Raw genomic sequence first — 25,790 nt, forward strand, 5'->3', positions numbered from 1 at the left:
TCAGAGTATAATTTAATAATGTAAATTAGCCTCTTTTTATTATCATTATTTGATAAGCAAATCCTTATGTATTTTTTCATAGCTTATAAAAAAACTGCCTGTAAGTGGGGAGGTGCCTTTTATATACTCAGATAAACTGCCCTTATAATTAATAAGAAATTAAGATGCTTTATAATGAACTTTTTTGGCATAATATCTCTCTATTCCTTCAGTACCAAGAACAAACCCAAACATCTGCATTAGTAAACAGGATGAAATATCGTGATAGAAAAAAATAAAGTACTTCAACTGGATTCAATAGATAAACGCATTCTGGAAGAGCTACAACATAATGCAAGAATTTCAAACGTTGAATTATCAAAACGTGTTAACCTAAGTCCCACACCCTGTCTTGAAAGAGTCAAACGTCTTGAAAAAGCAGAAGTTATTCAAGGCTATCACGCCATCATTTGTCCCGTAAAAACAAACACGTCTTTATTAGTATTCATCGAGGTCACTCTGGAAAAAACGAACAATGAAGTGTTTAGAGAATTTTCCAACAGAGTAAAAAACTATTCTGAAATACTAGAATGTCACATGATAGCAGGTGGTTTTGATTATCTATTGAAGCTTCGCTTTAGCGATATTCAACAATATCGAGAGTTTCTGGGAAAAGGGTTAGATACATTGCCCTATGTTTCACTCACTCATACCAATATTGTCAGTGAAGAAGTGAAAGACACTACGTACAACGACCTCAGAAATATATAACTCCAAAAACTGACTAAATAATTCTTAAAGACAGGATTTAATCCTGTTATTTGCCATAAAACGACATATAAATACATATTAAACACTTAGAAAATTAATATTAATCATAAGTTTGACAATGAATATTCCTTAACCTATATTTTTTACAGAATTAATGAATAAAACCAGCTTTTTTAATAATAAAACCACAGACCCTTAAATTTATGCCTGTAAACAAAGAAGATTACTTAGTTAGATTCGAAAATGTTCAAAAGAGTTATGATGGCGAAATCCTCGTTGTTAAAGACCTAAATTTAAATATGGCAAAAGGTGAGTTTCTCACCATGTTAGGCCCCTCAGGGTCAGGCAAAACAACTTGCCTCATGATGCTCGCAGGTTTTGAGCCAGCCACACACGGTGAAATATACCTAGACAATGTCCCAATAAACCGTGTTCCTCCGCATAAACGCGGTATCGGCATGGTTTTCCAAAGCTACGCACTATTCCCACACATGACTATCGGTGAAAATTTATCTTTCCCTTTAGAAGTTCGAAAAATGGGGAAATCAGAGCGCGAAGCAAAAGTTAAAAATGCCTTAGACATGGTGCAATTAGGTAACTTTGCAGATAGACGTCCAGCTCAATTGTCTGGTGGTCAGCAACAACGAGTTGCCGTAGCAAGGTCTTTAGTATTCGATCCAGATGTTGTCCTGATGGATGAACCTTTAGGCGCATTAGATAAAAACTTACGCGAACAAATGCAGTATGAAATCAAACACATACACGAAAGACTTGGTGTAACAGTTTTATATGTAACGCACGACCAAAGCGAAGCGCTGACAATGTCAGACCGCGTTGCAGTATTCGATGCTGGTGTTATCCAGCAATTAGCACCACCCAATATTCTTTATGAAGAGCCTGAAAATGCATTCGTTGCTGATTTTATTGGTGATAACAATTGCCTCCATGGCATAGTCACCAGTGAAACTGAAAACAGCTGCGTAGTTAAAACCGATGATGGCTCTCAGATACAAGCGAATAAAATTAATATCAAGGGAGTCGGACAGCCTTCTACATTATCTATCCGACCTGAACGCGTTATTGTTAACCCAGAACCTGGTCAGGTACCTAATATCTTTGAAGCCAAGGCTGCGGAACTCATTTACCTCGGCGACCACATTCGTACGCGCATGGAAGTCTGTGGAAATGATAATTTTTACGTGAAGATTCCCAATTCTTCACACCATGCTGATCTTAATAAAGGCGATACCGTCAAGATCGGCTGGAATGAATATGATTGTCGCGCATTAGACGCGTTTGATAATTAAAGACTCTAAACCCCAGAGTCATATACGGATTTGGCATTAGCCTCTTACCTGTGCGGAAGAAACAATATCCGCACTTTTCATCAAGAACATTATTACCATCAAAGGAGATTAATAATGAAAACTTTTATCCAGTGTAGCCTAGCTACTGCAGTACTTGCAGCAAGCGTAAGCACAGCTCAAGCAAAAACCGAAATGGTTGTTGTATCTTGGGGTGGCGCTTATACAAAAAGTCAGCAGAAAGCTTATCACGAGCCCTACATGAAGGAACATCCAGACGTCAAGATCATCAATGATGACTCTGCAGCTGAAGGCGCATCTAAATTGCGTGCTCAAGCAGAAGCTGGAAAAATCTCATGGGATTTGGTCGATGTTGTTCCTGATGATGCTGTCGCACTGTGTGACGAAGGTCTAGCCCTCGAAGTTGATGTTGATAAACTATTAGCACCAGCTCCAGATGGAACACCTGCTTCTGAAGACTTTGGCGATTCACTTGTTTCACCATGTTTCATTCCACAGATTGTTTACTCAACAACTATCGGTTTCCGTACTGATAAAGTAGGTAGCACTCCACCAACAAGCATAAACGATGTTTTTGATACTAAAAAATATCCTGGAAAACGTGCTCTACAAAAGAACCCAATCGGTAACCTTGAGTGGGCTTTAATGGCTGACGGTGTTGCAGGTAAAGACGTTTATAAAGAGCTAGAGACTGAAGAAGGCGTAGCACGCGCATTCAAAAAGCTAGACACCATTAAGAAAGACGTAATCTGGTGGACGAAAGGTGCTCAACCTGGTCAGCTACTTGCTGATGGCGAAGTTGTAATGGCTTCTGCTTATAACGGTCGTCTATTCTCTGCAATTGTAGAAAACAAGCAACCTGTTGGCATGATGTGGGATGCTCAGTTATTCGAACTAGACGGATGGATTATCCCTAAAGGTGCTCCTAACCTGGAAGAAGTTAAGAAATACTTAAAATTCGCTACAGATACACAGCGTTTAGCAGATCAGGCTAAGTATATTTCTTACGGTCCAGCACGTAAGTCGTCTGCAGCGTTAGTAGGTAAGCATGCTGAGCTAGGTATAGATATGGCTCCACATATGCCTACAAACCCAGCTAATGCTAAAAACACACTGTTTAAAGACATTAACTTTTGGGCTGATCGCAAAGAAGAACTTGCTGAGAAGTTTGAAGCTTGGTTAGCTAAAGGCTAATTAAAGCGCTTAAAAATAGCCGGATTTACTCCGGCTATTTTTATTCAACTTTAATCTAATTTACACAAGCTAGATAGTTTATACACGTTAGACAATATTTAGATAGAACAGCTAATAGAACAGCTAGAAACAGCATTTACTAATAGTTTCTCATCATAAAAGTACAACCCTAAATTCATGGATCTAGAATGACAAAAAGCGAAACGGGCGATTTAAAAACAGCAGACGGCATTTCATTAAAGTTAAGCCTCCAGCGCTCTTTACGAAGAAAAAAACGCAACGCCCTACTCCTAGTGGCTCCCTTATTCCTATTCATTCTAATTACCTTTATATTGCCGATCTTTTACATGTTAATGAAAAGTGTCGACAATTCTATTACTCAAGAAATTCTACCCACTGCAGCACCCTTATTATTAAAGTGGGATCCCAAATCGGGCGAGCTTCCCGATGAAGAAGTATTTAAAGCATTCATCATCGATGGCAAGGTCGCAGCCAAAGAGAAAACCATCAATCGCTTAGGTAAGCGTTTGAATTATGAAAAATCAGGCACATCGAGTCTGTTTAGAAAAACAGGTCGTAAACTCAGAAAACTAGACCCTGAAAAACTCACAACCACGTATCAAGAAGCCCTCATAGGCATGGATAAAAAATGGGGCAAACTGGAAACATGGCAACTCCTTCATAGAGAAAGCGGTCCTTATACCAAATCGTATTTCCTATCAGCTGTTGATATGAAACAGGACGTTGATGGCGTCACCTGGAAAGCGGAAGACAGCCAGATTTACTTAAATCTGTTTAAACGCACGCTGTGGCTGAGCTTTTTAATTACCTTTTTAACGGTGTTACTGGGTTACCCAATTGCCTATTTATTAGCAACATTAAAAACCAGCACCAGTAACTTATTAATCATTTTGGTACTACTGCCCTTCTGGACATCACTACTGGTAAGAACCAGTTCGTGGATTGCCTTATTGCAGAAGGAAGGTGTTATCAACGACTTCCTCTTCGCCATCGGCTTGATTAGTAATGATGGCAGACTAGCGATGATCCACAACCAGACAGGTACTGTGGTCGCCATGACACATATTTTATTGCCCTTTATGATTCTGCCGTTGTTTAGTGTGATGAAGACCATTAATCCTAGCTATGTGCGTGCCGCGCGTTCTATGGGCGCAGATTCATTCACGGCATTTAGACGCGTATATTTCCCCAATACCATAGCGGGTATCGGCGCAGGAGGCATCCTGGTTTTCATCCTTTCAATCGGTTATTACATTACCCCAGCTTTAGTTGGTGGAACACAAGGTACGTTGATCAGTAACTTTATTGCTTATCATATTTCAGGATCACTTAATTGGGGCTTAGCTGCCGCTTTAGGAACGCTATTACTCTTGCTAGTAGTCGCACTTTATATCCTCTATGACAAAATTGTCGGCATCGACAATATGAAACTGGGTTAAGGAAAAGGAAATAGATATGGCACTTCCACTACACGCAACAACTGGCGAAAGAATCTGGCATTACACATTTTTAACAATTTGTGTGCTCATCTTTGCTTTCCTTATTATTCCGATTTTGGTCATCATACCGTTATCGTTTAATGCACAGCCCTATTTTACGTTTACACCTGAAATGGTGGCGTTTGATCCGGCAGGTTATTCAACGAAATGGTATGAAGCCTTCTTCAGTGATTCTAACTGGCGAGCCGCTGTTAAAAACTCATTAATCATCGCGTTGTTCTCGACTATTATCTCAACCTTCCTCGGCACCTTAGCCGCCTTAGGTTTAAGTCAAAAAGATTTTCCATTCAAGACAGCGATGATGGGTATCCTGATCTCGCCAATGATTGTGCCTCTTATTATTTCTGCTGCAGGTATGTTCTTTTTCTACGCCAAAATTAACTTATTAGGCACACACATTGGTGTAATCCTTGCGCATGCTGCGTTAGCTACACCTTTTGTTGTGATAACCGTTACAGCGACGCTGACAGGCTTTGACCACAGTTTAACCCGTGCAGCAGCAAACCTTGGTTCATCACCTACCAATACCTTCTTCCGCATCACTGTTCCACTGATTACACCAGGTGTTATTTCAGGCGCGTTATTCGCTTTTATCACCTCTTTTGATGAAGTGGTAGTGGTGTTATTTGTAGGTAGTGTTAATCAACGTACCATACCTTGGGCTATGTTCTCAGGTATACGTGAAGAGATTAGCCCAACAATTTTAGCAGTTGCGACGCTATTGATTACGTTCTCAATAATATTATTGTTTATGGTTGAATTACTACGCCGTAGAAATGAAAGATTAAGAGGCATTACACCTCACTAACGAACGACGTAAACAATGAAGAATAAAGTTGTGACTCATTATCTGAGAACAAACAACGGCTAAAAACGAAAAGCCACCCCCCACCTTTTAGGCCTTTTTTTTAAAAAAGGCTTTCACTGAGCAAAGGGTCGATTATCAAATTCTTAATCAATTACTGGAATGGAAAGCTGAATATCAGCTTCTCATTCTGGGTTGTGTTTCTTTTTCTTTTGATATTATTGAGCCTGTTAGAACCACTAATACTCCGCACTTTCTTTGATGACCCGCAGCAACGCATTAGTGCAACCTTTATATCGCTGGCTATTACCAGACTGATTATCTTTCCCTGGCAACTGATCGGTTTGATACGTGTTGTCGACAGAGACTTTGTTAAAGCCTCAAGTACAATCAAAACGCGTTTTATTCAGGCAGTAATGGTCCTCTCGGTATTATTCACGCTGTCTTACAGTCTTGAATTAATTCAGGATGCGTACTTGTATAAGAACAAAATCGAACGTTTGGCAGCCAAACAGGAGCAACCGTCTTACACCCTTTCTATAGACCCACAAAAACAACAATTAACCATAAAAGGCGATTTAGACATTGGTATCACAAAAGCCGTCACCTCATTGATTGAAAAGAATAAAACCATTACCTCGGTGCTATTAGAAAGCAATGGTGGGCACATTTATGAAGGCCGAGGCTTATCTAAATTATTTTCCAGATATAACCTCGATACAGAAGTAGATAAGTATTGCAGCAGTGCTTGTGCCAGTGCGTTCATTGGCGGTAACAAACGCCACCTTTCAAAAGGCGCAAAACTAGGCTTCCACCAGTACAAACTGGATTATTCACACCACAAAAAGCTCGTCCCCTTTCACAAGCCGGAAGAGGAACAACGCCGGGATATTGAGTTGTTTAAATCCAGAGGAATCAATCAAAGCTTTCTGGATAAAGTCTTTAGTAAAAAGCCAGATCAAATGTGGTTCCCAACTCACGAAGAGCTGCTCGCCGCATCGGTTATCACTCCATAAAGGTGAATATCTCACAAACTCACCGTGAATATGTCACAAAGTGTTTTCGCTTCAAGTCCTATACTGATCTCAACCTGAAAGGAACAGGTTAATTCATAAAAGGAGAAAGGAATGTCATCATTAATTAAACACCTAATCAGTAAGTTTAACCGCTTAAACGCACGCAATAGTTTTTCTGGATTAGAAGTCCACAAAAACCCATTTGGCACTGATCAGGATCTAACAATAAGAACAAAATGATCGACATTTAGCAGACAACCAGACTAGTGCCTTACTAGTCTGGTTATTTTAAAATGTATACCCACCCCCCTACTTTGAGGGCTTTTTTTACCTATCTTTTTTTACCTATCTTTTTTTACCTATCTTAATTTTGCTTGTCTTTATATGTAATAAGTAAACTAGTTATATGTAGGTACGGGAAAATCTGCTCTTTCTCTATCTAGGCTATTGTTCGACGGAACAGTCATCAGTTTCACTTCATTTTGTCTTTGTGTTGGCTCTGGTAATAACTTCAGGAATAAACCTAAAGCAGCAAGCAATATCGCAGTACTAATGATAATGGCTACGGGATAATACAAGTTTCCTGCCATATCAAGCTGACTATACTTAATCACCATAATCAACCCCTCCAGAGATAAGGCAACACACACCGTGCCGATAAAACGTGGCAGTGTTCTTCTAAGGCTGGTGATTACATTATGCTCACCTTTATCTAGTCGGTACTCCTGATTGATAACCAAAGCCAGCTCAAACACCGCTAAAGCAATAATGCCGGTATTAATACTCTTTAAAATGACTGGCATGAACTCTTCACCAGCAATAATGCTTTCACCCACCATCACCAACATTGAGATGGCGATCAGCCCTGATAAGACAAAAAACAAGAAAGAAAATGCCCCTGCAAATAAAGACCTGATCGAAAAACCACCACGGCTTTTTTCTGCTAATTGTTTCTGTTTATTGTCACTATTAATATTCATGTAAACCTCGCAAACCCATTTTAATCATTTGCAGTATCAGTTTAATAAACGTGTTGCGTCGATACTGCAAATATTGAAACTACTCAGACTGTGATTAAAGATACTGGTTCATTCAACAGAAATATGAATTTTAAAGCTTTGTATAATTTATTAAGCCACCCCCCTACTTACAGGCGTTTTTTAGGCAGCTTTCTTTTACTAATGGTTTATCTTAATAAGCGAGTCCGACGCATATCAAACATAAAATATCGTTTTTAAATAAGGTCAGTAATTTGTTTCAGGCAAAATCAATCACGTTAGGATATTGTAAGAGCAAGCATCTTAATGAAATTGAAACCTACCCATACTACCGATTGATCTAGAGAGTGAAACACATGGCAAAATTTCCGGAAAAAGCAAAAGTCGTCATTATCGGCCTCGGCGGCATTACTGGCTCATCAGTAGCGCATCACCTAATCGAACGCGGCTGGGATGACATTGTCGGCATCGATAAGTCAGCCATTCCAACAGATATTGGATCAACCGCACACGCATCTGATTTTTGCTTTAACACCATGCACGATCAAATGACCATGCACACCACGAAATACAGTATCGACTTCTTCGAGAAAATGGGTCGCTACGAGCGCATTGGCGGTATCGAAGTTGCACGTGTTGGTGATGATGAACGCATGGTCGAACTCAAGCGCCGTGTAACGTCTGGCAAGGCTTTCGGTAATCGCGTTGAAATGATTACACCCGCAGAAGCCAAAGAGAAATTTCCGCATCTTGAAGAAGACGTAATCCAGGGCGCGCTTTGGGATCCTGATGCAGGACTGGTTGTGCCACGCTCGCAAACCGTTGCCGGTGAATTAGTGGAGATGGGCGTCGCATCCGGAAAGTTACAATCCTTCGCCAACACTTCCTGTACCGGTTTAAAAATTGAAGATGGTCATATCAAAGGGGTAGAAACTAATCGCGGCTATATCGAAGCAGATTATGTGGTGTGTTGTGCCGGACTTTGGGGACGTTTAATCGCAGAAATGGCCGGTGAAGATTTACCCATTATGCCTGTCGATCACCCACTAACCTTCTTTGGCGGTTTTGACGAATTTGCCAATACAGGCAAAGAAATCGGTTATCCATTACTAAGAGATCAGGGTAACTCCGCATACTTACGCGATACCGGCGACCCTAAATCTGCCGAAGGTGGTCAAATAGAATGGGGTTATTACGAAGAGAAAGCGCCGCGTATGTGTCACCCACGCGATATATTAGAAAAAGAAGATTGCCGCTTATCACCGTCGATGCGCGATCTGGAATTAGAACAAGTGATAGAGCCGATGGAACGCGCCATGGAGCTCACCCCTATTCTTGGTGATCTGGGTTATGACGAGAAATATTCGTTTAACGGTTTACTACAAGTTACCGCTGATGGTGGCCCTTCTATTGGCGAATCAGCCAATGTTCGTGGCCTTTGGTACGTTGAATCTGTGTGGGTAAAAGATGGTCCTGGTACTGGCAAAATAGTTGCTGACTGGATGACTGATGGGGTTACCGAGTTTGATCATTCCAGTATCGATGTTGCCCGTTATTACCCGTTCCAACAGACTGAACAGTATATTGCTGATCGATGTTATGAAACGGCATTCAAAATTTATAATCCGCCAGTACATAATCGCGAACCTTATACTGCAGCTCGTAATCATCACAAAAGCCCTTTCTGGGAACGCGAAAAAGAACTCGGCGGTTACTTCATGGAAGCCGTGGGTTGGGAACGAGCGCACGGTTACGCCTCTAACGAACATCTACTCGAAAAATGGGGAGATAAAGTCCCTGTGCGCGAAGTAGAATGGGAAAACCGTCATTTCTGGCGCGTATCCAATGCAGAACATCTGGAAATGTCAGAGAACGTGGGAATGATCAATCTTTGTCATTTTGCTGTTTACGATGTGACGGGTGACCAAGCCGCAAACTTTATGGAATTCCTCTGCGTAGCAAAAGTTGCGGGTGATACGCCGACAGGCAAAGGCATTTACACGCACTTTCTGGATCACACTGGTGGTGTTCGCGCTGACTTAACGGTATTGCGTTTGGCTGAAAACCACTACCGTGTTATCGATGGTGGTTACAACGGTAACCGTGACTTTGTCTGGATGAAGCGTTTGTCTGAAGATCACGGCTACAAACAACTATCTATTGTTGATCATTCACCTGATTTTGGCTGTATCGGACTTTGGGGTCCAAATGCACGTACTACCTTAGAAAAGTTAGTCACCAATCCGGAAGAGCTCAGCAATGAAAACTTCCCATTCGTAGCAGTTAAAGATATCGAAATCGCAGGTAAAACAGTATCCGCTTTCCGTATCTCCTACGTAGGTGAGCAAGGCTGGGAATTACATTTCAAATACGAAGATGGGCTCGCAGTATGGGATGCGCTTTACTCAGAAGGCGTGCTACCGGTGGGCATCGAAACCTACGCCAGCAGTCGTCGTGTAGAAAAGAGTTTGCGTATTCAAAACACCGACATCCTCACCGAATACAATCTGCTAGAAGTCGATCTTGCACGTAAACTGGTAAAAGCCGCTGATTTCTACGGTAAAGAAGCTTACCTGAAAATTCGCGACAGAGAACACCAACCAGCGACATTGTGTACATTGAGCATGGAAGACAATACCGATGCCAATGGCGTAAAACGTTATCCACTAGGGAATTGTCCAATCATCGATCCAGAAACCGGTGAAGTTCTTATCGATTCAGTGGGTAGACGATCTTACACCACCAGTATCGAATACGGTCCAAGCATTGGTAAAAATATCGCGCTGGCGTTCATTCCACATGAATACTGTCAGGAAGGTCGAATATTAGATATGGACTACTTCGATGAAATCTACAAAGTAAAAATCGAATCGGTTGGATACGGCGCGATGTACGACCCAGAGGGAATTAAAACGCACTCTTGATTCAAGCAATATTATCTGGAAAAAACAGACGCCTATGTAATATGGGCGTCTGTTATTCACTGATACGTCTTTATCCTAAAGTCTTTTTATTCGTTAAGGACTTTCTATTAGTTAAAGACTTTCTATTAGTTAAAGACTTTCTATTAGTTAAAGACTTTCTATTAGTTAAAGACTTTCTGTTAGTTAAAGACTTCCTATAGCATTAAACACATCCGCAAACGATGCGGTTTTGGTCTCAATATCCAACGGAATATGCAGGCGACGCGCGATGTCAGACGTTGAAATAATTCCTCTGATTTGATGCTTATTCGGCTCGACTACCAAAAAGTGCTGCACCCCATCTTTTTTCAACGTTTCTACAACATCTCCAATGGTAGATGCCATCAACTCCTTATACTCCAGAGCCATGATATCTTCTCTTGGTGTCATCAAATCCCTGACCAGAACATCTTCACGATCACGTCCTTTCGTGTGCTCTTTTAACAAATTTTGATCGCTGAGCTGATCTAAACTGATTGTACCTAGCAGCTCCCCTTCTCTATCTACCGCGATCTGTAAACGTACATGCGTCTTTTGCATGAGATATTTTGCTTGAACCGCTGAAATATCAGATTCAATCATTAACGGCATGTGTTTTTTAAAGTCTGTAAACACAGAAACTGCCGGTGAACTCAGGGTTATTTCATCAAAATCTTCTGGACGAACCAAATGTTCAACACGGTTTAATGGGTGTAAATTCATCTTCTTCATAATCAAATACCTATTCTATTTTTTACAAAACACACGCCCAGGAATTCCTATGGAGAATAAATAAAAGGCATATGCATTAGCTGTTTAAACTGATTTGGGCTAGATCAATCAGAAAATAGGAGGACCGCGAATATAAAGGGTCTTTTTGACTTTGAGAATGGCTTTTTGCAAGACAGCAAATAAGCCGATGCTAAATACATTTACTACTAAATGGGAATTTGTTTGAGGCGCAGGTGCAAGATCTGGACTATCGTCAAAATCAACGACATCAGGAATATAGTATTTATGGACGCTCGCATGCTCATCATTCGATACAAAGGTATCCGTTGAGACGCTGACGATAAAGAACAGCGACACCAAACACAGAATAAATGACAATTTAATAAAACGCATTTTTATAATTTTTTCTACCTAATGCTACCTATTGCTACTTAAAGTAAATAATAAGTGTAGTTTTTGCGTGATTCTTTGCGCACGATACTACTATCATTTTTTAAGTCAATATTAGAATGGGTGAGCTTTTTTAACTAATTCTTGGCTCTTTCTTCCTGATTTCAAATCTCAACGAAGACAAAAATGCAAATACCAGACATAAAATACTTATCTTAAAATGTAATATATAAATCTATTTATATCACTTTTACAGAAATTACTTTTCATGAATAATCTATTCCACATTAACAACAACACTCAAACCAAATAAAAAGGATTAAACATGTCAGCATTAAGAATAAATGATGTAGCACCAGATTTTACCGCAAACACAACCTTAGGCACGATCAACTTTCACGAGTGGATTGGTGACAGTTGGGCTGTTTTATTTTCACACCCTAAAGACTTCACACCAGTTTGCACCACAGAGTTAGGTGAAGTTGCACGTCTACAACCTGAGTTTGAAAAACGCAATGTAAAAACAATTGGACTCAGCGCAGACTCAATTGATAATCATGGCGAATGGGAAAAAGACATTGCAGAAACGCAAGGTTCAACCGTTAACTTCCCAATGATTGGCGACGAAGACCTTAACGTATCAAAGCTTTACAATATGCTTCCTGCAGATGAAGAAGCTGATGCAGATGGTCGTACAGCGGCTAACAACCAAACCGTTCGCACTGTATTCGTTATCGGACCAGATAAGCGCATTAAACTAATGCTGACTTACCCAATGGCTACAGGTCGTAACTTCCAGGAAATCTTACGTGTTATTGATGCAATGCAGTTAACTGCAGAGTACAAAGTAGCAACACCAGTAAACTGGGTAGATGGCGATGACGTGATCATTGTACCGACTGTTTCTGATGAAGAAGCAAAAGGACTTTTCCCAGCAGGATGGAAAACTATCAAGCCTTACTTAAGAACAACTAAGCAACCTGGCTAAGTCATACTGGCTATCGCTTAAACACTAAAATAACCCACCCAATGTTATATGAAATACTTTAAAGGGTGGGTTATTTTTTGCCTATAAATAACACAAAGGCTACTTAAACCACCTACATTTTTTCCAAAAAAACGCTAATTAAGATAATACTTCTGGTCAGTCATCTATAATTAAAAAAGATACGATTACTCAGGAATTTCAATCAATGACCCGCAGCAGCGATACTCACTCAAATCTTAAATCCAACCTAATATCAGAGCACTCTTTAAAATTCCCAGAGATCAAAGACCTAGCAAATGCTAAAGCTGTATTTTGGATAAACAACCATCAACTACCTTTTGCTGATGCGCACTCTGCACTAGATTTTTCAGAATCTGACGAGCACGATGCGGCGGCTCGCCTTGATCGGTTTAGCCCTTATATCGCTCTAACCTTTCCTGAAACTCATTCTACTAACGGCATTATTGAATCCGAATTAGTCACTGCTCCTGCGATGAAAAAAGCGCTTGAAACCTTTTACGATATGGATCTTGCCGGTCGGTTACTGATTAAACTCGATAGCCACTTACCTATTTCTGGTTCCATCAAAGCACGTGGCGGCATTTATGAAGTACTCAAATATGCCGAGAGTCTCGCAATCAAAGCAGGTTTACTCAACACTAACGATGATTACTCCGTTTTAAGCACTGAAAAGTTTACCGAATTCTTTGGTGATTACGCTTTGGTCGTCGGCTCTACCGGAAACCTCGGCATGAGCATTGGCATTATGGGTGCGAGCCTTGGCTTAAAAGTCACGGTACACATGTCAGCTGATGCCCGACAATGGAAGAAAGACTTATTGCGCAGTAAAGGCGTGACCGTTCAAGAATACGAAGATGATTACAGCTTCGCGGTGGCTCAAGGTAGAGCAGAAGCCGAAAAAGACCCAAATTGTCACTTTGTCGATGACGAATCTTCAGCCGATTTATTCCTCGGCTATTCTGTAGCCGCCAGACGATTGAAGAAGCAATTAGCAGAACTTGAAATTAACGTCGATAACGAACATCCATTATTTGTTTATCTCCCCTGTGGCGTTGGCGGAGGCCCTGGTGGTCTTAGCTTTGGCCTAAAATTAGCATTTGGAGATAATGTTCACTGCATATTCGCCGAACCCACTCATGCACCCGCTGTTATTTTAGGTTTAGGAACGGGATTACAAGAAGACATCAGCGCTAAAGATATTGGATTAGATGGTCTTACAGCAGCAGATGGTTTAGCTGTGAGTCGCCCCTCTGGCTTGGTGTGTAAAAACATGGAGCCATTACTCGATGGCGTATACACCGTTGAAGACAAAGAACTGTATCAACTACTTAGATTAGTTGCAGATACTGAAAAGCTCCAACTAGAACCCTCTGCACTCGCCGGTTTTCCCGGCATCTCCATCGTCAACAAAGCCAATGATTATTTAGAGGCTAAAGGACTTCTAGATAAAATGGAGAGTGCCACGCACATTGCATGGGCAACGGGTGGCAGTATGGTTCCTGATTCTGTGTGGCAGGATTACTATGATTTGGGTGATGCTAGAAATTGTTAGTGTACCCCTTGGATAACTTCAAAGAATACACTAACAATATCTTTATCCTTCTAGCTTTTCTTTCCTAGTAATTTCCAAGCAAGAGGTAGTGAAAGAGTAGCTAAACCTATTTTCAAAATTGCTCCTAACGCAAAAGGCGTAAAACCTAGTTCTAACAAAGATGCATCCCAACCAATAATACTGCCCAACCAGAGTAAGCCAAAAGCAAAAATTATTGCGGTACCAATTGTCATAGAAATCAAGGTAGATAAAATATTTTTACCAAAACCACGCTCAGCAAGAATACCTACAGTTACAGCTGATACTAAAAATCCTAAAAGATACCCACCTGTTGGGCCAAACATATAGGCAAGACCAATACCACGCTCTGGGCTTCCTGAAAAGACAGGAAGTCCTAATGCTCCTTCAACTAGATATAACGTAATAGTTGCTCCACCGAGCTTCGCACCATAAGACATCCCTATCATCAAGACAACAAACGTTTGCATTGTCATTGGCACAGGATAGAAAGGTATACTAATTTTGGCTGACGCCCATAGAGCTAAGGAACCCACAAGGGCTAGAAATACCTTTGTCAGCATCGAGTCTTTTAATCCAGATACTTCCTGGATGAGTGTTGGGTAGGTAATTTGTTTAAAGAACATACTGTTCCTCCAATTATTAATTAGTTAAGTAAATAGATATATGCTGATTAAGAAATGCATTTAACAGATTGTTTAATATTTCCTATATCCTCAATATATGTCCAAATTAAAAAGCGTATAAAAATCAAATTTATTGCTAAATCATCACTCTGATTTAACTAAGAAAATCTCTTACTTTTGAAAGCTTTTCTTTTCTTTCTCTTCGAGCAATAAGAGCTTCTTCCATAGTGACAGGGACAAACGTACTAGGTTTATTTGGCTGAAGTTGACCGATTAAATCCATATCAGCAGAAATAACGACACCAACCATGAAATAACCACCACCTGAGACGGCATCACGATGTAGGACAATAGGTTCTGAGCCACTAGGAACTTGAATTGATCCATATGGATAACAACTATCAACTATATTTGATGGATCAGAACCCGCACCAAAGGCCTGCTCTCTATCAACAAAATCTAATGCTTCCCCGCCTTTAAAACGGTAACCGATACGATCAGCTTCAGGTGCAACTTTCCATGTATCATTAATAAAAGTTGCTTGAGATTTTTCTGTTATACGATGCCAGTAAATTCCAGGTATAAATCTTAGTTCACCAGGCTTCTGTGGAAGATTTCTTAGGCTTTCATCAATACTTTTTTCAGTATGTTTACTAATGTCAGACTCGTTTATTGGCAACTCATCCTGAGCAGCTAAACCCCTACCTTCAAAACCTCCTAGTGCTCCAAGCGTGTATGTTGATCGACTACCTAATATTATTGGTACATCAATTCCACCTGAAACCGCAATATAAGCTCTTGCTCCAGAGGTAAGAAAATCAAACGATAAAGTTTGACCTGCTTTTATCACAAAAGAAGCCCATGTACTTTTAGCCTCACCATCAACTTTAGGTAGCATTCCTGCACCAGTGACTGCAACAATGGCATCTTTGTTAAAGAGTAATTCAGGCCCCATAAAAGCTGTTTCAAGAACTGCGGCACCTTCATCGTTACCGACTAATAAATTTGAAACTCTTAAAGCGTAACGATCCATTCCACCAGATAAAGGAATGCCTAAATGATAATAACCAGGTCTACCAAGATCTTGAACACTAGTTGATAACCCAGGTGTGATTACTTTAATTGACATATAAAGCCTCCTTAATAACTTTGTTATAGCCTTCCATGTCATTATTAAAATCATCTAACACGAAAGTCACCGGTTTTGTGAGAGGTTCAAATGTACCCTCCTCCACATCAAGTAGTATTTGATCGTATTCGTCTCTATCGACCGATCTATATTTAACAATATCTCCTGGTTTAAAAAACAACATAAAATCCTTCAGATGATTTACCTCCTGGTTTGGATCGAAAATTGGCATTGGGGTAACACCAAACATCTGATAGCCTCCTGCACCCCGTACGGAATAGATACACGAGAAACAACCTCCATGACCTACAGTATGCTTTGGGGTATCTGTGCGAGGTCGAAGATACTTCGGAACTTCTATTTGATGTTCTCTATCAACTAACTGATACATAAATGGTAAACCCGCAACAAAACCTACCATTGTGACTATCCAGGGTGTTTCTTGATGAGCGTTGATGAAATCGTCAACAGAATCAAAATTATTAATGCGTGCCCCATACTCTAGATCAGTTCCATCAGGATCTTGATGTCTTTCTCTGAATCTCATTAACGTTTCATGGGTCCATGGATCATTGTAGTAAACAGGAATTTCAATAATTCGTGTTTCTAAAACATTTTCAATATGATCTACATCATTTTCAATTCCAACTAATGTATCCATCATATCGTTTGGATGTATTTTGTCGGGATCATACTTTATTTGAAAAGAGGCATTTGCAGGACAGACTTCAATAATCCCATCAATATTTTTTTCTTTAATTTGATTGGTCATGGCTAGGCTTTTAAAAAAAGCTTCTAGAGACATTTCTTTATCTACTTCAACGAAAATGTGCTCATCACCGCCAAAGGAATAGCGTGTTTTCATTTTGTTTCTCCTTAAATTAGCGACTCAAATTACTACTATTTGTTTCTAACCAAGATTCAAGCCATTTTGTATCGTAATCACCTGATATTACTGATGGGTCTTTAGCTAACGCTTGAAAGAGAGGTTTAGTAGTTTTGACCCCTTCAATTTCAAGTTCTGATAACGCCCTTTCTAATCTTTTGATTGCACTAAGCCTATCTTCATCGTGAACAATCAACTTGCCGAGTAGAGAGTCGTAATATGGAGAAATTTTATAATTTGCAAACAAATGGGTATCCATTCGCACACCAGGACCACCAGGAAAATGAACTTTACTTACAACACCAGGATTAGGTAAGAAATTATTAGAAGCATCTTCTGCATTTAAACGGACTTCGATAGCATGACCTTTAATTTTAATTTCATCTTGCTTAAATCTAAGTTTTTCACCATTTGCAACACGAATCATTTCTCTCAATAAATCTACGCCCGTTATCATTTCTGTCACAGGGTGTTCTACTTGTATACGAGTGTTCATTTCTATGAAAAAGAAATCTTCTGAAGTCTCATCGTATAAAAACTCAACGGTACCAGCACCTTTGTAATTTACTGACTTGGCTAAAGAAACTGCAGACTCACAGAGTTTATTTCTAACACTCTCGGTTAATAAAAATGCCGGAGCCTCTTCCCAAACTTTTTGCCTTCTTCTTTGAAGAGAACACTCTCTTTCAAAGAAATGCACTACATCAGTACCATCACCTAACAACTGAACCTCAACATGACGACCAGTCTCTATATATTTTTCAATATATAGCCCTCCATTTCCAAAAGCCGCTTTAGCCTCAGTACTGGCTTCAGCGATAGCACGTTCAAGTTCTTCTATATTTTCTACAATTCGAATTCCTCTTCCGCCACCACCTGCTGTAGCTTTAACCATTAAAGGAAATCCATATTGATCGGCTACATCTTTTGCTTCAGCAAAGTCACTTAATAAACCTTTACTTCCAGGAACAGTAGGAACACCTGCTTTATCCGCTGCATAACGTGCTGAAATTTTATCTCCCATCTGACGTATAGTCTCTCCAGAAGGGCCGACAAAGATCATCCCTGCGTTAGTAACTGCCTCAGCAAATTCAGCATTCTCTGAGAAAAACCCATAACCCGGATGAACAGCATCAGCATCTACTTCTTTTGCTGCCTGAAGTATTACTTCCATATTTAAATAAGACTTACTTGCCGAAGCTGGACCAATATTTACAGTCTCGTCAGCAATTTTTACAGCCAGAGAATCTTCATCAGCATCGCTGTATACCTGAACAGTCTTTATTCCAAGCTCTTGTGCTGCTCTACAAATACGTACAGCAATTTCGCCTCTATTTGCAATTAACAGTTTATTTATACTCATGACAGATGTCCTATTACTCTGATATTTCTATTTCTAGTAAAACTTGCCCTGGAGAAACTTCATCTTCATTTTCAACGAGGTAACCTTTAAATGTTCCTGATGTGTCAGATACAATTGTGTGAAAAGATTTCATCACTTCAACCAAACACAGCGAATCGCCTTCTGAAACAACATCACCTACTTGTTTATATACCGGTTCATCTGGGCTGGGCTGTGTATAAAATATTCCTGGTACTGGAGACATAAATTCTTTAATAGCCATGACATAATCCTCTTATAAATATTACAAATAATTCAACTTACATTTGTTTCAAAGCAGTGGATAAACTTTCAGCAATTTCAACAGCATTTGGTGTATCTGAATGAACACAAATGGTTTCAGCTTTAACCGCTAACTCTTTCCCATTGACACTTAATATTGTGCCGTTCTTTATTGCACTTAAACATTTCTCAACAACTTCTTCTGGGTCCACTGCCTCATGCACTCTGCTGATAATTAACCCACCATTATCGTCATAATCGAGATCAGCAAAAAACTCAGATTTAAATTCAACCCCCTTTGCTTTACATTGCTCTTCTTGTTTTGTTCCTGTAATCCCTAAAACAGGGACTTTAAATAAATCTCCGACATCAGCAATGATTTCAGCAACATGCTCTTGTCTTGATGCCATTCCATATAAAGCTCCATGAGCTTTTAAGTGGCTTAGTGGAACATCTAGCGTTTTTAAAAAACCCATTAATGCGCCAACCTGATAAACCACAATATTGTAAAGTTCGGTTTTATTTACTTTCATTTCTCTTCGACCAAATCCAACTAGATCTGGAAGTGAAAAATGTGCCCCAACTCTGACATTGTGCTTTTTTGCTAGCACTGCTGTATTCATCATGTGATTTGGATCCGATGCATGAAACCCACAAGCAATATTTGCTTCAGTAATAAAAGGCATAATTGCTTCATCATTTCCTAATTGATAAATTCCAAAGCTTTCTCCCATATCACAGTTAATATTTACATCTATATTCATAACTCCCTCCTATGTACTTTTTATAATTTAATTATAAAGACTCTTCATGACTCGAATTCGCAACTGATCCGCAATAACCGCCAAAATTAAAAGCAATCCTATAACGACCGTCTGCAAGTATGATTCAACCCTCGCTAAATTCATGCCATTCTGCACAAGGCCTATAAACAAAGCACCTAATACGACATTTTCTAGACGACCATGCCCACCACGTAAACTGACACCTGCAATGACACATGCAGCAATCGACTCCAAAGGCATAGCTGAACCAATATTGGCTTCACCAGTATCCAATCGAGCAGTTAACAGTAGACCAGCAATTGCAGTAGTTGCGGCACAAATCAAATAAGCTAAAAACTTCACAAGTCCTGTATTTATTCCAGATAAGCTCGCAGCCTTGGTATTCCCACCAACTGCGTAGAAATATCTACCCAAACGAGTCCAATTTAGAAGGAAATACAGCATGCAAATAAGTACCCCGCCAATGAAAACCGGAGCAGGTATTCCTAAAAATTTGCCATAACCGAATATATTTCCGAACTCAGGAGGCATTCCATATACTGGTGTGCCACCCGTCATGTATAAGGCAACTCCAAATCCAACAGATGAAATCCCTAACGTCATCATGAAAGGAGAAACATTTAATAAGGAAACACCAAGTCCGTTTATTACTCCGACAAAACTACCCGCTAAAATTCCTGCAAAACAGCCGAGTGTTATAACCAACCAAACTGAATCTGGCATAATCGTATGTAAAATAGCCATTGCTGTTGCACTTACAACGGAAGTTAGAGCAACAATAGTCCCTACCGAAAGATCAAAGCCACCGGTTAACAGTACGAACATTTGCCCCACTGAAACTAAAATTAGAAAGGATGATTGTCGAACGACACTTGATAAATTTCGGCTGGTTAAAAAATTATCTGAAGTTACTGCAAATACAATAATTGCAATAATCAAAAGAAAGGGCAAAACGCCAATTTTCACAAACACCATTTTGAAAAAATTTAAAGCTCCTTTCTTTTCAGAATCTGTATTCGCTGTTTCAAGCTGTAATTCTATTTCTGCTGACACCTTAAGCTACCTCTTTATCAAAAAAGTTCATTAGTACGTTTTCTTGTGTGATTTCATCACCACGAAGCTCTGTTTGTAACTTACCGCGATGCATTACATATAAACGATGACTCATATTTATAACCTCAGGTAGGTCTGAAGAAATGATAATTACAGCTGCACCCTCTTCACATAATTTCGCAATGAATTTATATATTTCTACCCTTGTACCTACATCAACACCAACCGTTGGCTCATCAAAAACAAATAACTTAACATCTCTTGTTAAACATTTAGCCAATAGGACCTTTTGCTGGTTTCCTCCAGAAAAATGCTCTACCTCTCGATTAATTTTTAAAGGATGCAATTGCAGCTTTGTCGCTAAACTTAGGGTCTCCTTTAATTCATGAGATCTCCTGAGAAGATTCCATTTATTAAATTTTGGTAAATGCAAGGAAGGTAAAGAGATATTTTCCTGACAACTTCTAATCATCACTAACCCTTCCCCTTTCCTATCGGGCGGACTATAGAAAAACCCTTTATCTAGCATTTGCCTGGTAGTCATATTGGTAACATCTTCACCATCAAATATGACTTTCCCAGAGGAAACGCTTTGTATTCCAAAACATGCTCTGATTAAAGCTGACTTCCCTGCACCAACAAGACCTGCTAACCCAACAATTTCGCCAGGAGACACATGAACTGACACATCTTTGATTCTGTGGTTTTTGGTACTTAAGTTTTCTATGGAGAGAATCTTATCTTTGGGCTTAAAATCTATTTTAGGAAAAATTTCACCAACAACTCGCCCCGTCATCAGGTTAATTAAATTTGATTCAGTGGTAGATTTAGCGTCAACCGTATCAACATATTTACCGTCCCTCAGCACAGTTATCCTATCTGCTATTCGACGGATTTCTGCCATACGATGCGTTATATAAATAACACCAACGCCTTGAGCTTTTAGCATTTCAACCAATCTAAATAATTGATCAGTTTCACGTTCGGTTAAAGAAGCAGTCGGCTCATCCAGAATTAAGACTGAAACCTCCGATCTAAATGCCTTCGCAATTTCTACCATCTGTTGCTCAGCCCTAGATAAATAAGACACGATCTGAGAAGGCTTCAGATCAAAGCCTAAGTCTTTCAATATCCTCTCAGCTTCAATGTGCAATTCCTTTTTTCTAAGAATCTTATTCTTAACTCGCTCATCACCTAAAAATAAGTTTTGCTCAACATTTAGTTGCCCCACAAGAGAAAACTCTTGGAAAACAGCGCTGATACCTAGAGATCTAGCATAACGAACTGACTTCAAATCCACGGGTTCTCCCCTAAAGCGAATTTCTCCGCTTGTAGGGGTATGAACACCAGCAATCATTGAAATCATTGTGGATTTACCTGCACCATTTTCACCAAACAGTACATGCACCTCTCCAGCTTTTAGATTAAATGAAACATTGTCGAGGGCTAACACCCCAGGAAAACGTTTACTAACCCCTTCAACTCTTAATAATGTTTCGCCTTCTTTAACAGAGTCAGATAAATGTTGAGACTTACTATTCATAAAAATAACCAAGTTCCAAAATGAAGAATTATTTAACTGAAAATGTAGGTTTGAAACCGTCTGCAGCTAAAGCTGAATTACGATCGAACGTTTCGATATTCTGCTTATCAATCACATAAAGCTTAGGACCGACATGCTTCTTATATGGTTTCTTCTCTAATATACGAACCGCTTGATCTATTGCTATTCGTCCCTGAATTACTGTTGAATCTGTTGGAGCGGCAAGAATTTGCCCTCTTTTGATGCCCTGATACACCCCTGGAGTAAAGTAGTATGAAACTATTTTGATTTTATCCAGTAAACCTCTTGATCTCAGTAAACCCACTGCTGCTTCTGCTGTTACAGCAGTACCTACGATGTAATCAATATCTGGATGAGCTTCCAAAGTATCTTCGACTAATTTTAACTGCACCTCTTTACCGGTATCGCCATACTTAGTCTCAACAACTTCTATAGCACTGCCTTTAATCCCTTTCTGAAAACCACTGTTACCAGCCTCTACCCAAGCTGCTCCAGGAGGACCTGGAAACCATGCTACTTTGGCAGGCTTGCCACCCGCAGGATGTAATTTAGAAATATATTCACCTGTCTGGGCTCCCATTTCGCCGAACGAAACTAATGATTTTGCAGACAAATCTGGAGAAGACATACCATTAATAATATCGATAACGGGAACACCCTTGCCGCGAACTTCTTTAACAAGATTATTTAAACCCTCATTAGAAATTGCACCAATAACTACCGCGTCAGCACCACCGGCAACACAATCTTCAATTTGTGAGATTTGTTTACTTAAATTTGTATAGCCCCCAGCTTCTACAAGTTGCATCTTCACCCCGAGTCTTTTTGACTCGTCAACTACGCCATAATTAACCGCTGACCAATATGCATCTTTCATGTGAGGAAAAGAGACACAGATATCCCACTTCTTTTCAGCTTTTTCTAAAGGTTTATATTCAATAGAAGTTCTTGGGCTTGTCATGTCAAACGCTGGGGTCCACTCTTCTACAGGAAATGGATACCATACTTCCGCTGCAAAACTCATTCCGGTAGTCGCTAAAACTAACGCTGCCGTGCTTACTATTTTCGTAGCTTGTAAAGTAATGTTTTTTTTCATGATAAATACCTTTATGTGATTTAAGGAACTAAAAAAGACTCTAAATAATCTGTATCAAATAATGATGACTTACTTAAAGAACTGATTCTTGAGTCCATAATTCTATAAAATCGATTTTAAGTAAATTATGAAAATTACAAATGTAAATTCTGTTTTTCCGAATTTACATGCCTTTCGAGTTACTGCTATAGTTGCTCGCTACCTAGAAATTTCACCCTTGAGAACAACAAATGTCCTTCACTTTAAAGCAAGTTAGATATTTTATGGCTGTAGCAGAACTTGGCTCGGTATCATCTGCTGCTATAGAAGTTTGTATTTCAGCATCGTCCGTGACAGCGGCCATACAAGATTTGGAAAAGGAATTAGGGGTTTCTCTATTTTCAAGACATCGCAAAGGATTAAAGTTGACGTACGATGGACATCGTTTCGTACAACACAGCCAGAATATTCTAGATGCCGTATCTAATGCTAAATATGCTCTTGATAGTCAACAAGAGACCGCACAAGGAAAACTGTCGATTGGGGTGACTTACACTATAGCCTCATACTTTCTCGCGCCTTTGCTTGCACGATTTAAAAAATCATTCCCAAATCTTGATATAACAATAAGTGAACACAAACGATCAATAGTTGAGAAAAAGCTGATTAATGGAAGCTTAGATATTGCTTTGGTAATTACGTCAAACCTAATAAACAATTCGGACATAACCAGCGAAACCCTCATTGAGTCTTCAAGACAATTATGGGTTCCACCTAATCATCCATTTATTGAACTAGATTCAGTTAGTTTAGAAGATGTCTCTCATGAGCCTTATATACAATTAACAATAGACGAAGCCAGAGTCACTCACCCAAGATTTTGGGGAAAGTTAGATTTAAAACCCAATATTACATTTAAGACGAATTCAATCGAAGCAATGAGAAGTTTAGTTGCTACAGGAGCAGGAATAACTATTCTTTCTGATGTGGTTTATCGACCATGGTCACTTGAGGGAGATAGAATAATTACCATCCCACTATCAGACCCCATCCCCACTATGGATATCGGACTGGCTTGGAAAACATCAAACAATGAAGCTAATGTAAAAGCATTTATAAACTATTGCCGTATGGCATATACCTCAGGTAGAAACAATTACAGAGGTGATATTTTAAGCTTATAAACAGCGTTCAATGAAACACCTATCTAGGCAATATTCGAATCAGGAAAAGAGGCTTTTCTCTTTTCCATGAATTCAATCAGTGCTTCATCCACAGCAGGATCCATAGCTGGCAATTCGTACTCGTTTAATTGCTTTTTGTAATAGGCATTGGCGCGTTGTGCGAGATCGAGTTCGCCGTCTTCTTTCCACTGTTCAAAACTATTATTGTCATTGATGGGTGAATGATAAAACGCTTCGCGGAAGTTTGCCTGAGTATGCGCGCAACCGAGGAAATGCTGGCCTGGACCAACCTCTTCGATGGCATCCATCGCTTGTCCATTTTCACTTAGGTCTACGCCTTTAGCGTAAGTTGCTAGCATGCCTGCCTGATCACAATCCATAATGAATTTTTCGTAGCCCATTACCAGACCACCTTCCATCCAGCCCGCGGTATGTAATACGAAGTTCACACCCGCATTGATAGCTGGCCAGAGTGAATTTGATGATTCATAACCTGCCTGAGCATCTGCAACTTTAGCCCCACAGAAACCACCACCAGAACGGAACGGAACGCCTAATCGACGAGCCAGCGAAGCCATCACATTTAATACCAATGCAGGCTCTGGCGTACCGAATGTAGGCGCACCTGATGCCATCGACATGGAGCTGGCGAAGGTGCCAAAAATAACGGGGGCTCCCGGGTTTACTAACTGCGCAAACGCCATCCCTGCGAGTGCTTCTGCCAATGCTTGAGCAGAGGTTCCTGCAACGGTAACTGGCGACATCGCGCCCGCGAGAATAAACGGTGAAACAATACACGCCTGATTATTCTTCGCATAAACCTTAAGCGCACCTAACATGGTGTCATCGAATGACATCGGCGAGTTGGCGTTGATTAAACTCGTCGTAATTGTTTTTGGCCTGCCCGTTGCTTCATCGATATAGTTATCGCCAAATAGAATTTCGCACATATCGACCGTATCTTGCGCACGCTCGCCTGCCGTTACTGAGCCCATGAAGGGTTTATCCGAATACTTCATGTGCGCATAATTCATATCAAAATGGCGCTTGTTGACGGGCAAATCTACCGGCTCACAAACCGTACCACCAGAATGATGCAGATGCGGCGTCATGTATGCCAACTTCACGAAATTACGGAAATCCTCGATAGTGGCATAACGTCGTCCTTCATCCAGATTACGAATAAACGGACTGCCGTAGGCTGGTACAAGCACCGTATGCTTGCCACCTATTTCGACACTTTTGGCTGGGTTTCGCGCATGCTGCGTATATTGATTAGGGGCATTGTCCTGAATGATCTTACGACACATACCTTTGGGAAAACGCACGCGTTGTCCATCAACCGAAGCGCCCGCTTCTTTCCACATTTCCAACGCTTCCGGATCATCTTTAAAATCGATGCCGGTTTCTTCCAGAATCGTATCGGCATTCGCCTCGATAATCGCCAAACCTTCTTCGCCGAGTATTTCGTATTCGGGAATCTTGCGAGTGATGTAAGCTGGTGCAGCGACTGGAGCTGCTTTTTCGCCACCTTTGGAACGACGATTACGACGACCGCGACTTGGACTAGGCATAGTGATACGCTCTTTAGTTGTTATTTATACATTTAACAT

The 25,790-nt window shown here is 40.1% G+C and carries 24 protein-coding genes; 11 read left to right on the forward strand and 13 right to left on the reverse strand.

Annotated features, from left to right (window positions below):
* The first annotated feature begins 261 nt into the window (after positions 1-261).
* The 7 genes from OO007_RS13955 to OO007_RS13985 all read left to right on the forward strand — a co-directional run bounded on the left by OO007_RS13955 (position 262) and on the right by OO007_RS13985 (position 6,850).
* Positions 262-750 (forward strand): winged helix-turn-helix transcriptional regulator, encoded by a 489-nt coding sequence (locus OO007_RS13955; protein WP_243651642.1) that lies wholly within the window; start codon positions 262-264, stop codon positions 748-750.
* A 203-nt stretch (positions 751-953) separates the two neighbouring features.
* Entirely contained in the window at positions 954-2,057 is a 1,104-nt protein-coding gene (locus OO007_RS13960) for an ABC transporter ATP-binding protein (protein WP_131906716.1), read from the forward strand.
* A 114-nt stretch (positions 2,058-2,171) separates the two neighbouring features.
* Positions 2,172-3,269, forward strand: a complete 1,098-nt coding sequence (locus OO007_RS13965; RefSeq protein WP_131906717.1) for an ABC transporter substrate-binding protein — start codon at positions 2,172-2,174, stop codon at positions 3,267-3,269.
* Positions 3,270-3,457: 188 nt separating this feature from the next.
* The gene (locus tag OO007_RS13970; protein ID WP_131906718.1) at positions 3,458-4,729 is read left to right on the forward strand and encodes an ABC transporter permease; all 1,272 of its coding nucleotides are present in this window, start codon (positions 3,458-3,460) and stop codon (positions 4,727-4,729) included.
* A 16-nt stretch (positions 4,730-4,745) separates the two neighbouring features.
* Positions 4,746-5,597, forward strand: coding sequence for an ABC transporter permease (locus OO007_RS13975; RefSeq protein ID WP_131906719.1), 852 nt, complete (start codon positions 4,746-4,748; stop codon positions 5,595-5,597).
* A gap of 218 nt (positions 5,598-5,815) precedes the next feature.
* Positions 5,816-6,610, forward strand: a complete 795-nt coding sequence (locus OO007_RS13980; protein ID WP_325809261.1) for a hypothetical protein — start codon at positions 5,816-5,818, stop codon at positions 6,608-6,610.
* A gap of 111 nt (positions 6,611-6,721) precedes the next feature.
* Entirely contained in the window at positions 6,722-6,850 is a 129-nt protein-coding gene (locus OO007_RS13985) for a hypothetical protein (protein WP_279388054.1), read from the forward strand.
* Between the two features lie 158 nt (positions 6,851-7,008).
* On the opposite strand, the gene OO007_RS13990 is transcribed toward OO007_RS13985, so the two are convergent.
* On the reverse strand, positions 7,009-7,590 hold the full coding sequence (locus OO007_RS13990; RefSeq protein WP_325809262.1) for a hypothetical protein: 582 nt from the start codon (positions 7,588-7,590) through the stop codon (positions 7,009-7,011).
* A 374-nt stretch (positions 7,591-7,964) separates the two neighbouring features.
* On the opposite strand from OO007_RS13990, the gene OO007_RS13995 reads away from it, so the two are divergent.
* Positions 7,965-10,532: an FAD-dependent oxidoreductase gene (locus tag OO007_RS13995; protein WP_325809263.1), complete on the forward strand. Its 2,568-nt coding sequence runs from the start codon at positions 7,965-7,967 to the stop codon at positions 10,530-10,532.
* Between the two features lie 183 nt (positions 10,533-10,715).
* Here OO007_RS13995 and OO007_RS14000 read toward each other — a convergent pair whose 3' ends face one another.
* Complete coding sequence (locus OO007_RS14000; protein ID WP_131906722.1) at positions 10,716-11,282, reverse strand: CBS domain-containing protein; 567 nt, start codon at positions 11,280-11,282, stop codon at positions 10,716-10,718.
* Between the two features lie 108 nt (positions 11,283-11,390).
* On the reverse strand, positions 11,391-11,675 hold the full coding sequence (locus tag OO007_RS14005; protein WP_325809264.1) for a hypothetical protein: 285 nt from the start codon (positions 11,673-11,675) through the stop codon (positions 11,391-11,393).
* A gap of 322 nt (positions 11,676-11,997) precedes the next feature.
* Between OO007_RS14005 and OO007_RS14010 the strand changes: the two genes are divergently transcribed.
* Together OO007_RS14010 and OO007_RS14015 are read left to right on the forward strand one after the other, a co-directional pair.
* Complete coding sequence (locus OO007_RS14010; RefSeq protein WP_325809265.1) at positions 11,998-12,660, forward strand: peroxiredoxin; 663 nt, start codon at positions 11,998-12,000, stop codon at positions 12,658-12,660.
* Positions 12,661-12,865: 205 nt separating this feature from the next.
* Positions 12,866-14,233, forward strand: a complete 1,368-nt coding sequence (locus tag OO007_RS14015) for a D-serine ammonia-lyase (protein ID WP_325809266.1) — start codon at positions 12,866-12,868, stop codon at positions 14,231-14,233.
* A gap of 50 nt (positions 14,234-14,283) precedes the next feature.
* On the opposite strand, the gene OO007_RS14020 is transcribed toward OO007_RS14015, so the two are convergent.
* From OO007_RS14020 to torT, 9 genes are all read right to left on the reverse strand, one after another.
* The gene (locus tag OO007_RS14020) at positions 14,284-14,877 is read right to left on the reverse strand and encodes a biotin transporter BioY (RefSeq protein ID WP_325809267.1); all 594 of its coding nucleotides are present in this window, start codon (positions 14,875-14,877) and stop codon (positions 14,284-14,286) included.
* Positions 14,878-15,031: 154 nt separating this feature from the next.
* Positions 15,032-16,006, reverse strand: coding sequence for a biotin-dependent carboxyltransferase family protein (locus OO007_RS14025; protein WP_325809268.1), 975 nt, complete (start codon positions 16,004-16,006; stop codon positions 15,032-15,034).
* On the reverse strand, positions 15,996-16,871 hold the full coding sequence (locus tag OO007_RS14030) for a 5-oxoprolinase subunit B family protein (RefSeq protein ID WP_325809269.1): 876 nt from the start codon (positions 16,869-16,871) through the stop codon (positions 15,996-15,998). The genes OO007_RS14025 and OO007_RS14030 overlap by 11 nt, the downstream gene beginning before the upstream one ends.
* A 16-nt stretch (positions 16,872-16,887) precedes the next feature.
* A complete protein-coding gene (locus OO007_RS14035; protein WP_131906729.1) occupies positions 16,888-18,255 on the reverse strand; it encodes an acetyl-CoA carboxylase biotin carboxylase subunit in 1,368 nt (455 codons plus the stop codon).
* A gap of 13 nt (positions 18,256-18,268) precedes the next feature.
* Positions 18,269-18,517, reverse strand: a complete 249-nt coding sequence (locus OO007_RS14040) for an acetyl-CoA carboxylase (protein WP_131906730.1) — start codon at positions 18,515-18,517, stop codon at positions 18,269-18,271.
* Positions 18,518-18,554: 37 nt separating this feature from the next.
* A complete protein-coding gene (pxpA, locus tag OO007_RS14045; RefSeq protein ID WP_325809270.1) occupies positions 18,555-19,280 on the reverse strand; it encodes a 5-oxoprolinase subunit PxpA in 726 nt (241 codons plus the stop codon).
* A 27-nt stretch (positions 19,281-19,307) separates the two neighbouring features.
* On the reverse strand, positions 19,308-20,276 hold the full coding sequence (locus tag OO007_RS14050) for an ABC transporter permease (protein WP_131907082.1): 969 nt from the start codon (positions 20,274-20,276) through the stop codon (positions 19,308-19,310).
* A 79-nt stretch (positions 20,277-20,355) separates the two neighbouring features.
* Positions 20,356-21,897: a sugar ABC transporter ATP-binding protein gene (locus OO007_RS14055; RefSeq protein ID WP_325809271.1), complete on the reverse strand. Its 1,542-nt coding sequence runs from the start codon at positions 21,895-21,897 to the stop codon at positions 20,356-20,358.
* 28 nt (positions 21,898-21,925) lie between these two features.
* Complete coding sequence (gene torT, locus OO007_RS14060; protein ID WP_325809272.1) at positions 21,926-23,014, reverse strand: TMAO reductase system periplasmic protein TorT; 1,089 nt, start codon at positions 23,012-23,014, stop codon at positions 21,926-21,928.
* Between the two features lie 230 nt (positions 23,015-23,244).
* Here torT and OO007_RS14065 point away from each other — a divergent pair, with 230 nt between their 5' ends.
* Complete coding sequence (locus tag OO007_RS14065) at positions 23,245-24,177, forward strand: LysR family transcriptional regulator (protein WP_131906734.1); 933 nt, start codon at positions 23,245-23,247, stop codon at positions 24,175-24,177.
* A 23-nt stretch (positions 24,178-24,200) separates the two neighbouring features.
* Here the strand turns inward: OO007_RS14065 and OO007_RS14070 are convergent, their stop codons facing one another.
* Complete coding sequence (locus tag OO007_RS14070) at positions 24,201-25,751, reverse strand: trimethylamine methyltransferase family protein (RefSeq protein ID WP_325809273.1); 1,551 nt, start codon at positions 25,749-25,751, stop codon at positions 24,201-24,203.
* Between the last annotated feature and the right edge of the window lie 39 nt (positions 25,752-25,790).

It is taken from the genome of Cocleimonas sp. KMM 6892 (assembly GCF_035798195.1).
GTDB classification, from domain to species: domain Bacteria; phylum Pseudomonadota; class Gammaproteobacteria; order Thiotrichales; family Thiotrichaceae; genus Cocleimonas; species Cocleimonas flava.

Coding starts and splice junctions, on each gene's coding strand:
- OO007_RS13960 (WP_131906716.1), top strand. CDS start 954: ATGCCTGTAAACAAAGAAGATTACTTAGTTAGATTCGAAAATGTTCAA.
- OO007_RS13965 (WP_131906717.1), top strand. CDS start 2,172: ATGAAAACTTTTATCCAGTGTAGCCTAGCTACTGCAGTACTTGCAGCA.
- OO007_RS13970 (WP_131906718.1), top strand. CDS start 3,458: ATGACAAAAAGCGAAACGGGCGATTTAAAAACAGCAGACGGCATTTCA.
- OO007_RS13975 (WP_131906719.1), top strand. CDS start 4,746: ATGGCACTTCCACTACACGCAACAACTGGCGAAAGAATCTGGCATTAC.
- OO007_RS13985 (WP_279388054.1), top strand. CDS start 6,722: ATGTCATCATTAATTAAACACCTAATCAGTAAGTTTAACCGCTTAAAC.
- OO007_RS13990 (WP_325809262.1), bottom strand. CDS start 7,590: ATGAATATTAATAGTGACAATAAACAGAAACAATTAGCAGAAAAAAGC.
- OO007_RS13995 (WP_325809263.1), top strand. CDS start 7,965: ATGGCAAAATTTCCGGAAAAAGCAAAAGTCGTCATTATCGGCCTCGGC.
- OO007_RS14000 (WP_131906722.1), bottom strand. CDS start 11,282: ATGAAGAAGATGAATTTACACCCATTAAACCGTGTTGAACATTTGGTT.
- OO007_RS14005 (WP_325809264.1), bottom strand. CDS start 11,675: ATGCGTTTTATTAAATTGTCATTTATTCTGTGTTTGGTGTCGCTGTTC.
- OO007_RS14010 (WP_325809265.1), top strand. CDS start 11,998: ATGTCAGCATTAAGAATAAATGATGTAGCACCAGATTTTACCGCAAAC.
- OO007_RS14015 (WP_325809266.1), top strand. CDS start 12,866: ATGACCCGCAGCAGCGATACTCACTCAAATCTTAAATCCAACCTAATA.
- OO007_RS14020 (WP_325809267.1), bottom strand. CDS start 14,877: ATGTTCTTTAAACAAATTACCTACCCAACACTCATCCAGGAAGTATCT.
- OO007_RS14025 (WP_325809268.1), bottom strand. CDS start 16,006: ATGTCAATTAAAGTAATCACACCTGGGTTATCAACTAGTGTTCAAGAT.
- OO007_RS14030 (WP_325809269.1), bottom strand. CDS start 16,871: ATGAAAACACGCTATTCCTTTGGCGGTGATGAGCACATTTTCGTTGAA.
- OO007_RS14035 (WP_131906729.1), bottom strand. CDS start 18,255: ATGAGTATAAATAAACTGTTAATTGCAAATAGAGGCGAAATTGCTGTA.
- OO007_RS14040 (WP_131906730.1), bottom strand. CDS start 18,517: ATGGCTATTAAAGAATTTATGTCTCCAGTACCAGGAATATTTTATACA.
- pxpA (WP_325809270.1), bottom strand. CDS start 19,280: ATGAATATAGATGTAAATATTAACTGTGATATGGGAGAAAGCTTTGGA.
- OO007_RS14050 (WP_131907082.1), bottom strand. CDS start 20,276: ATGGTGTTTGTGAAAATTGGCGTTTTGCCCTTTCTTTTGATTATTGCA.
- OO007_RS14055 (WP_325809271.1), bottom strand. CDS start 21,897: ATGAATAGTAAGTCTCAACATTTATCTGACTCTGTTAAAGAAGGCGAA.
- torT (WP_325809272.1), bottom strand. CDS start 23,014: ATGAAAAAAAACATTACTTTACAAGCTACGAAAATAGTAAGCACGGCA.
- OO007_RS14065 (WP_131906734.1), top strand. CDS start 23,245: ATGTCCTTCACTTTAAAGCAAGTTAGATATTTTATGGCTGTAGCAGAA.
- OO007_RS14070 (WP_325809273.1), bottom strand. CDS start 25,751: ATGCCTAGTCCAAGTCGCGGTCGTCGTAATCGTCGTTCCAAAGGTGGC.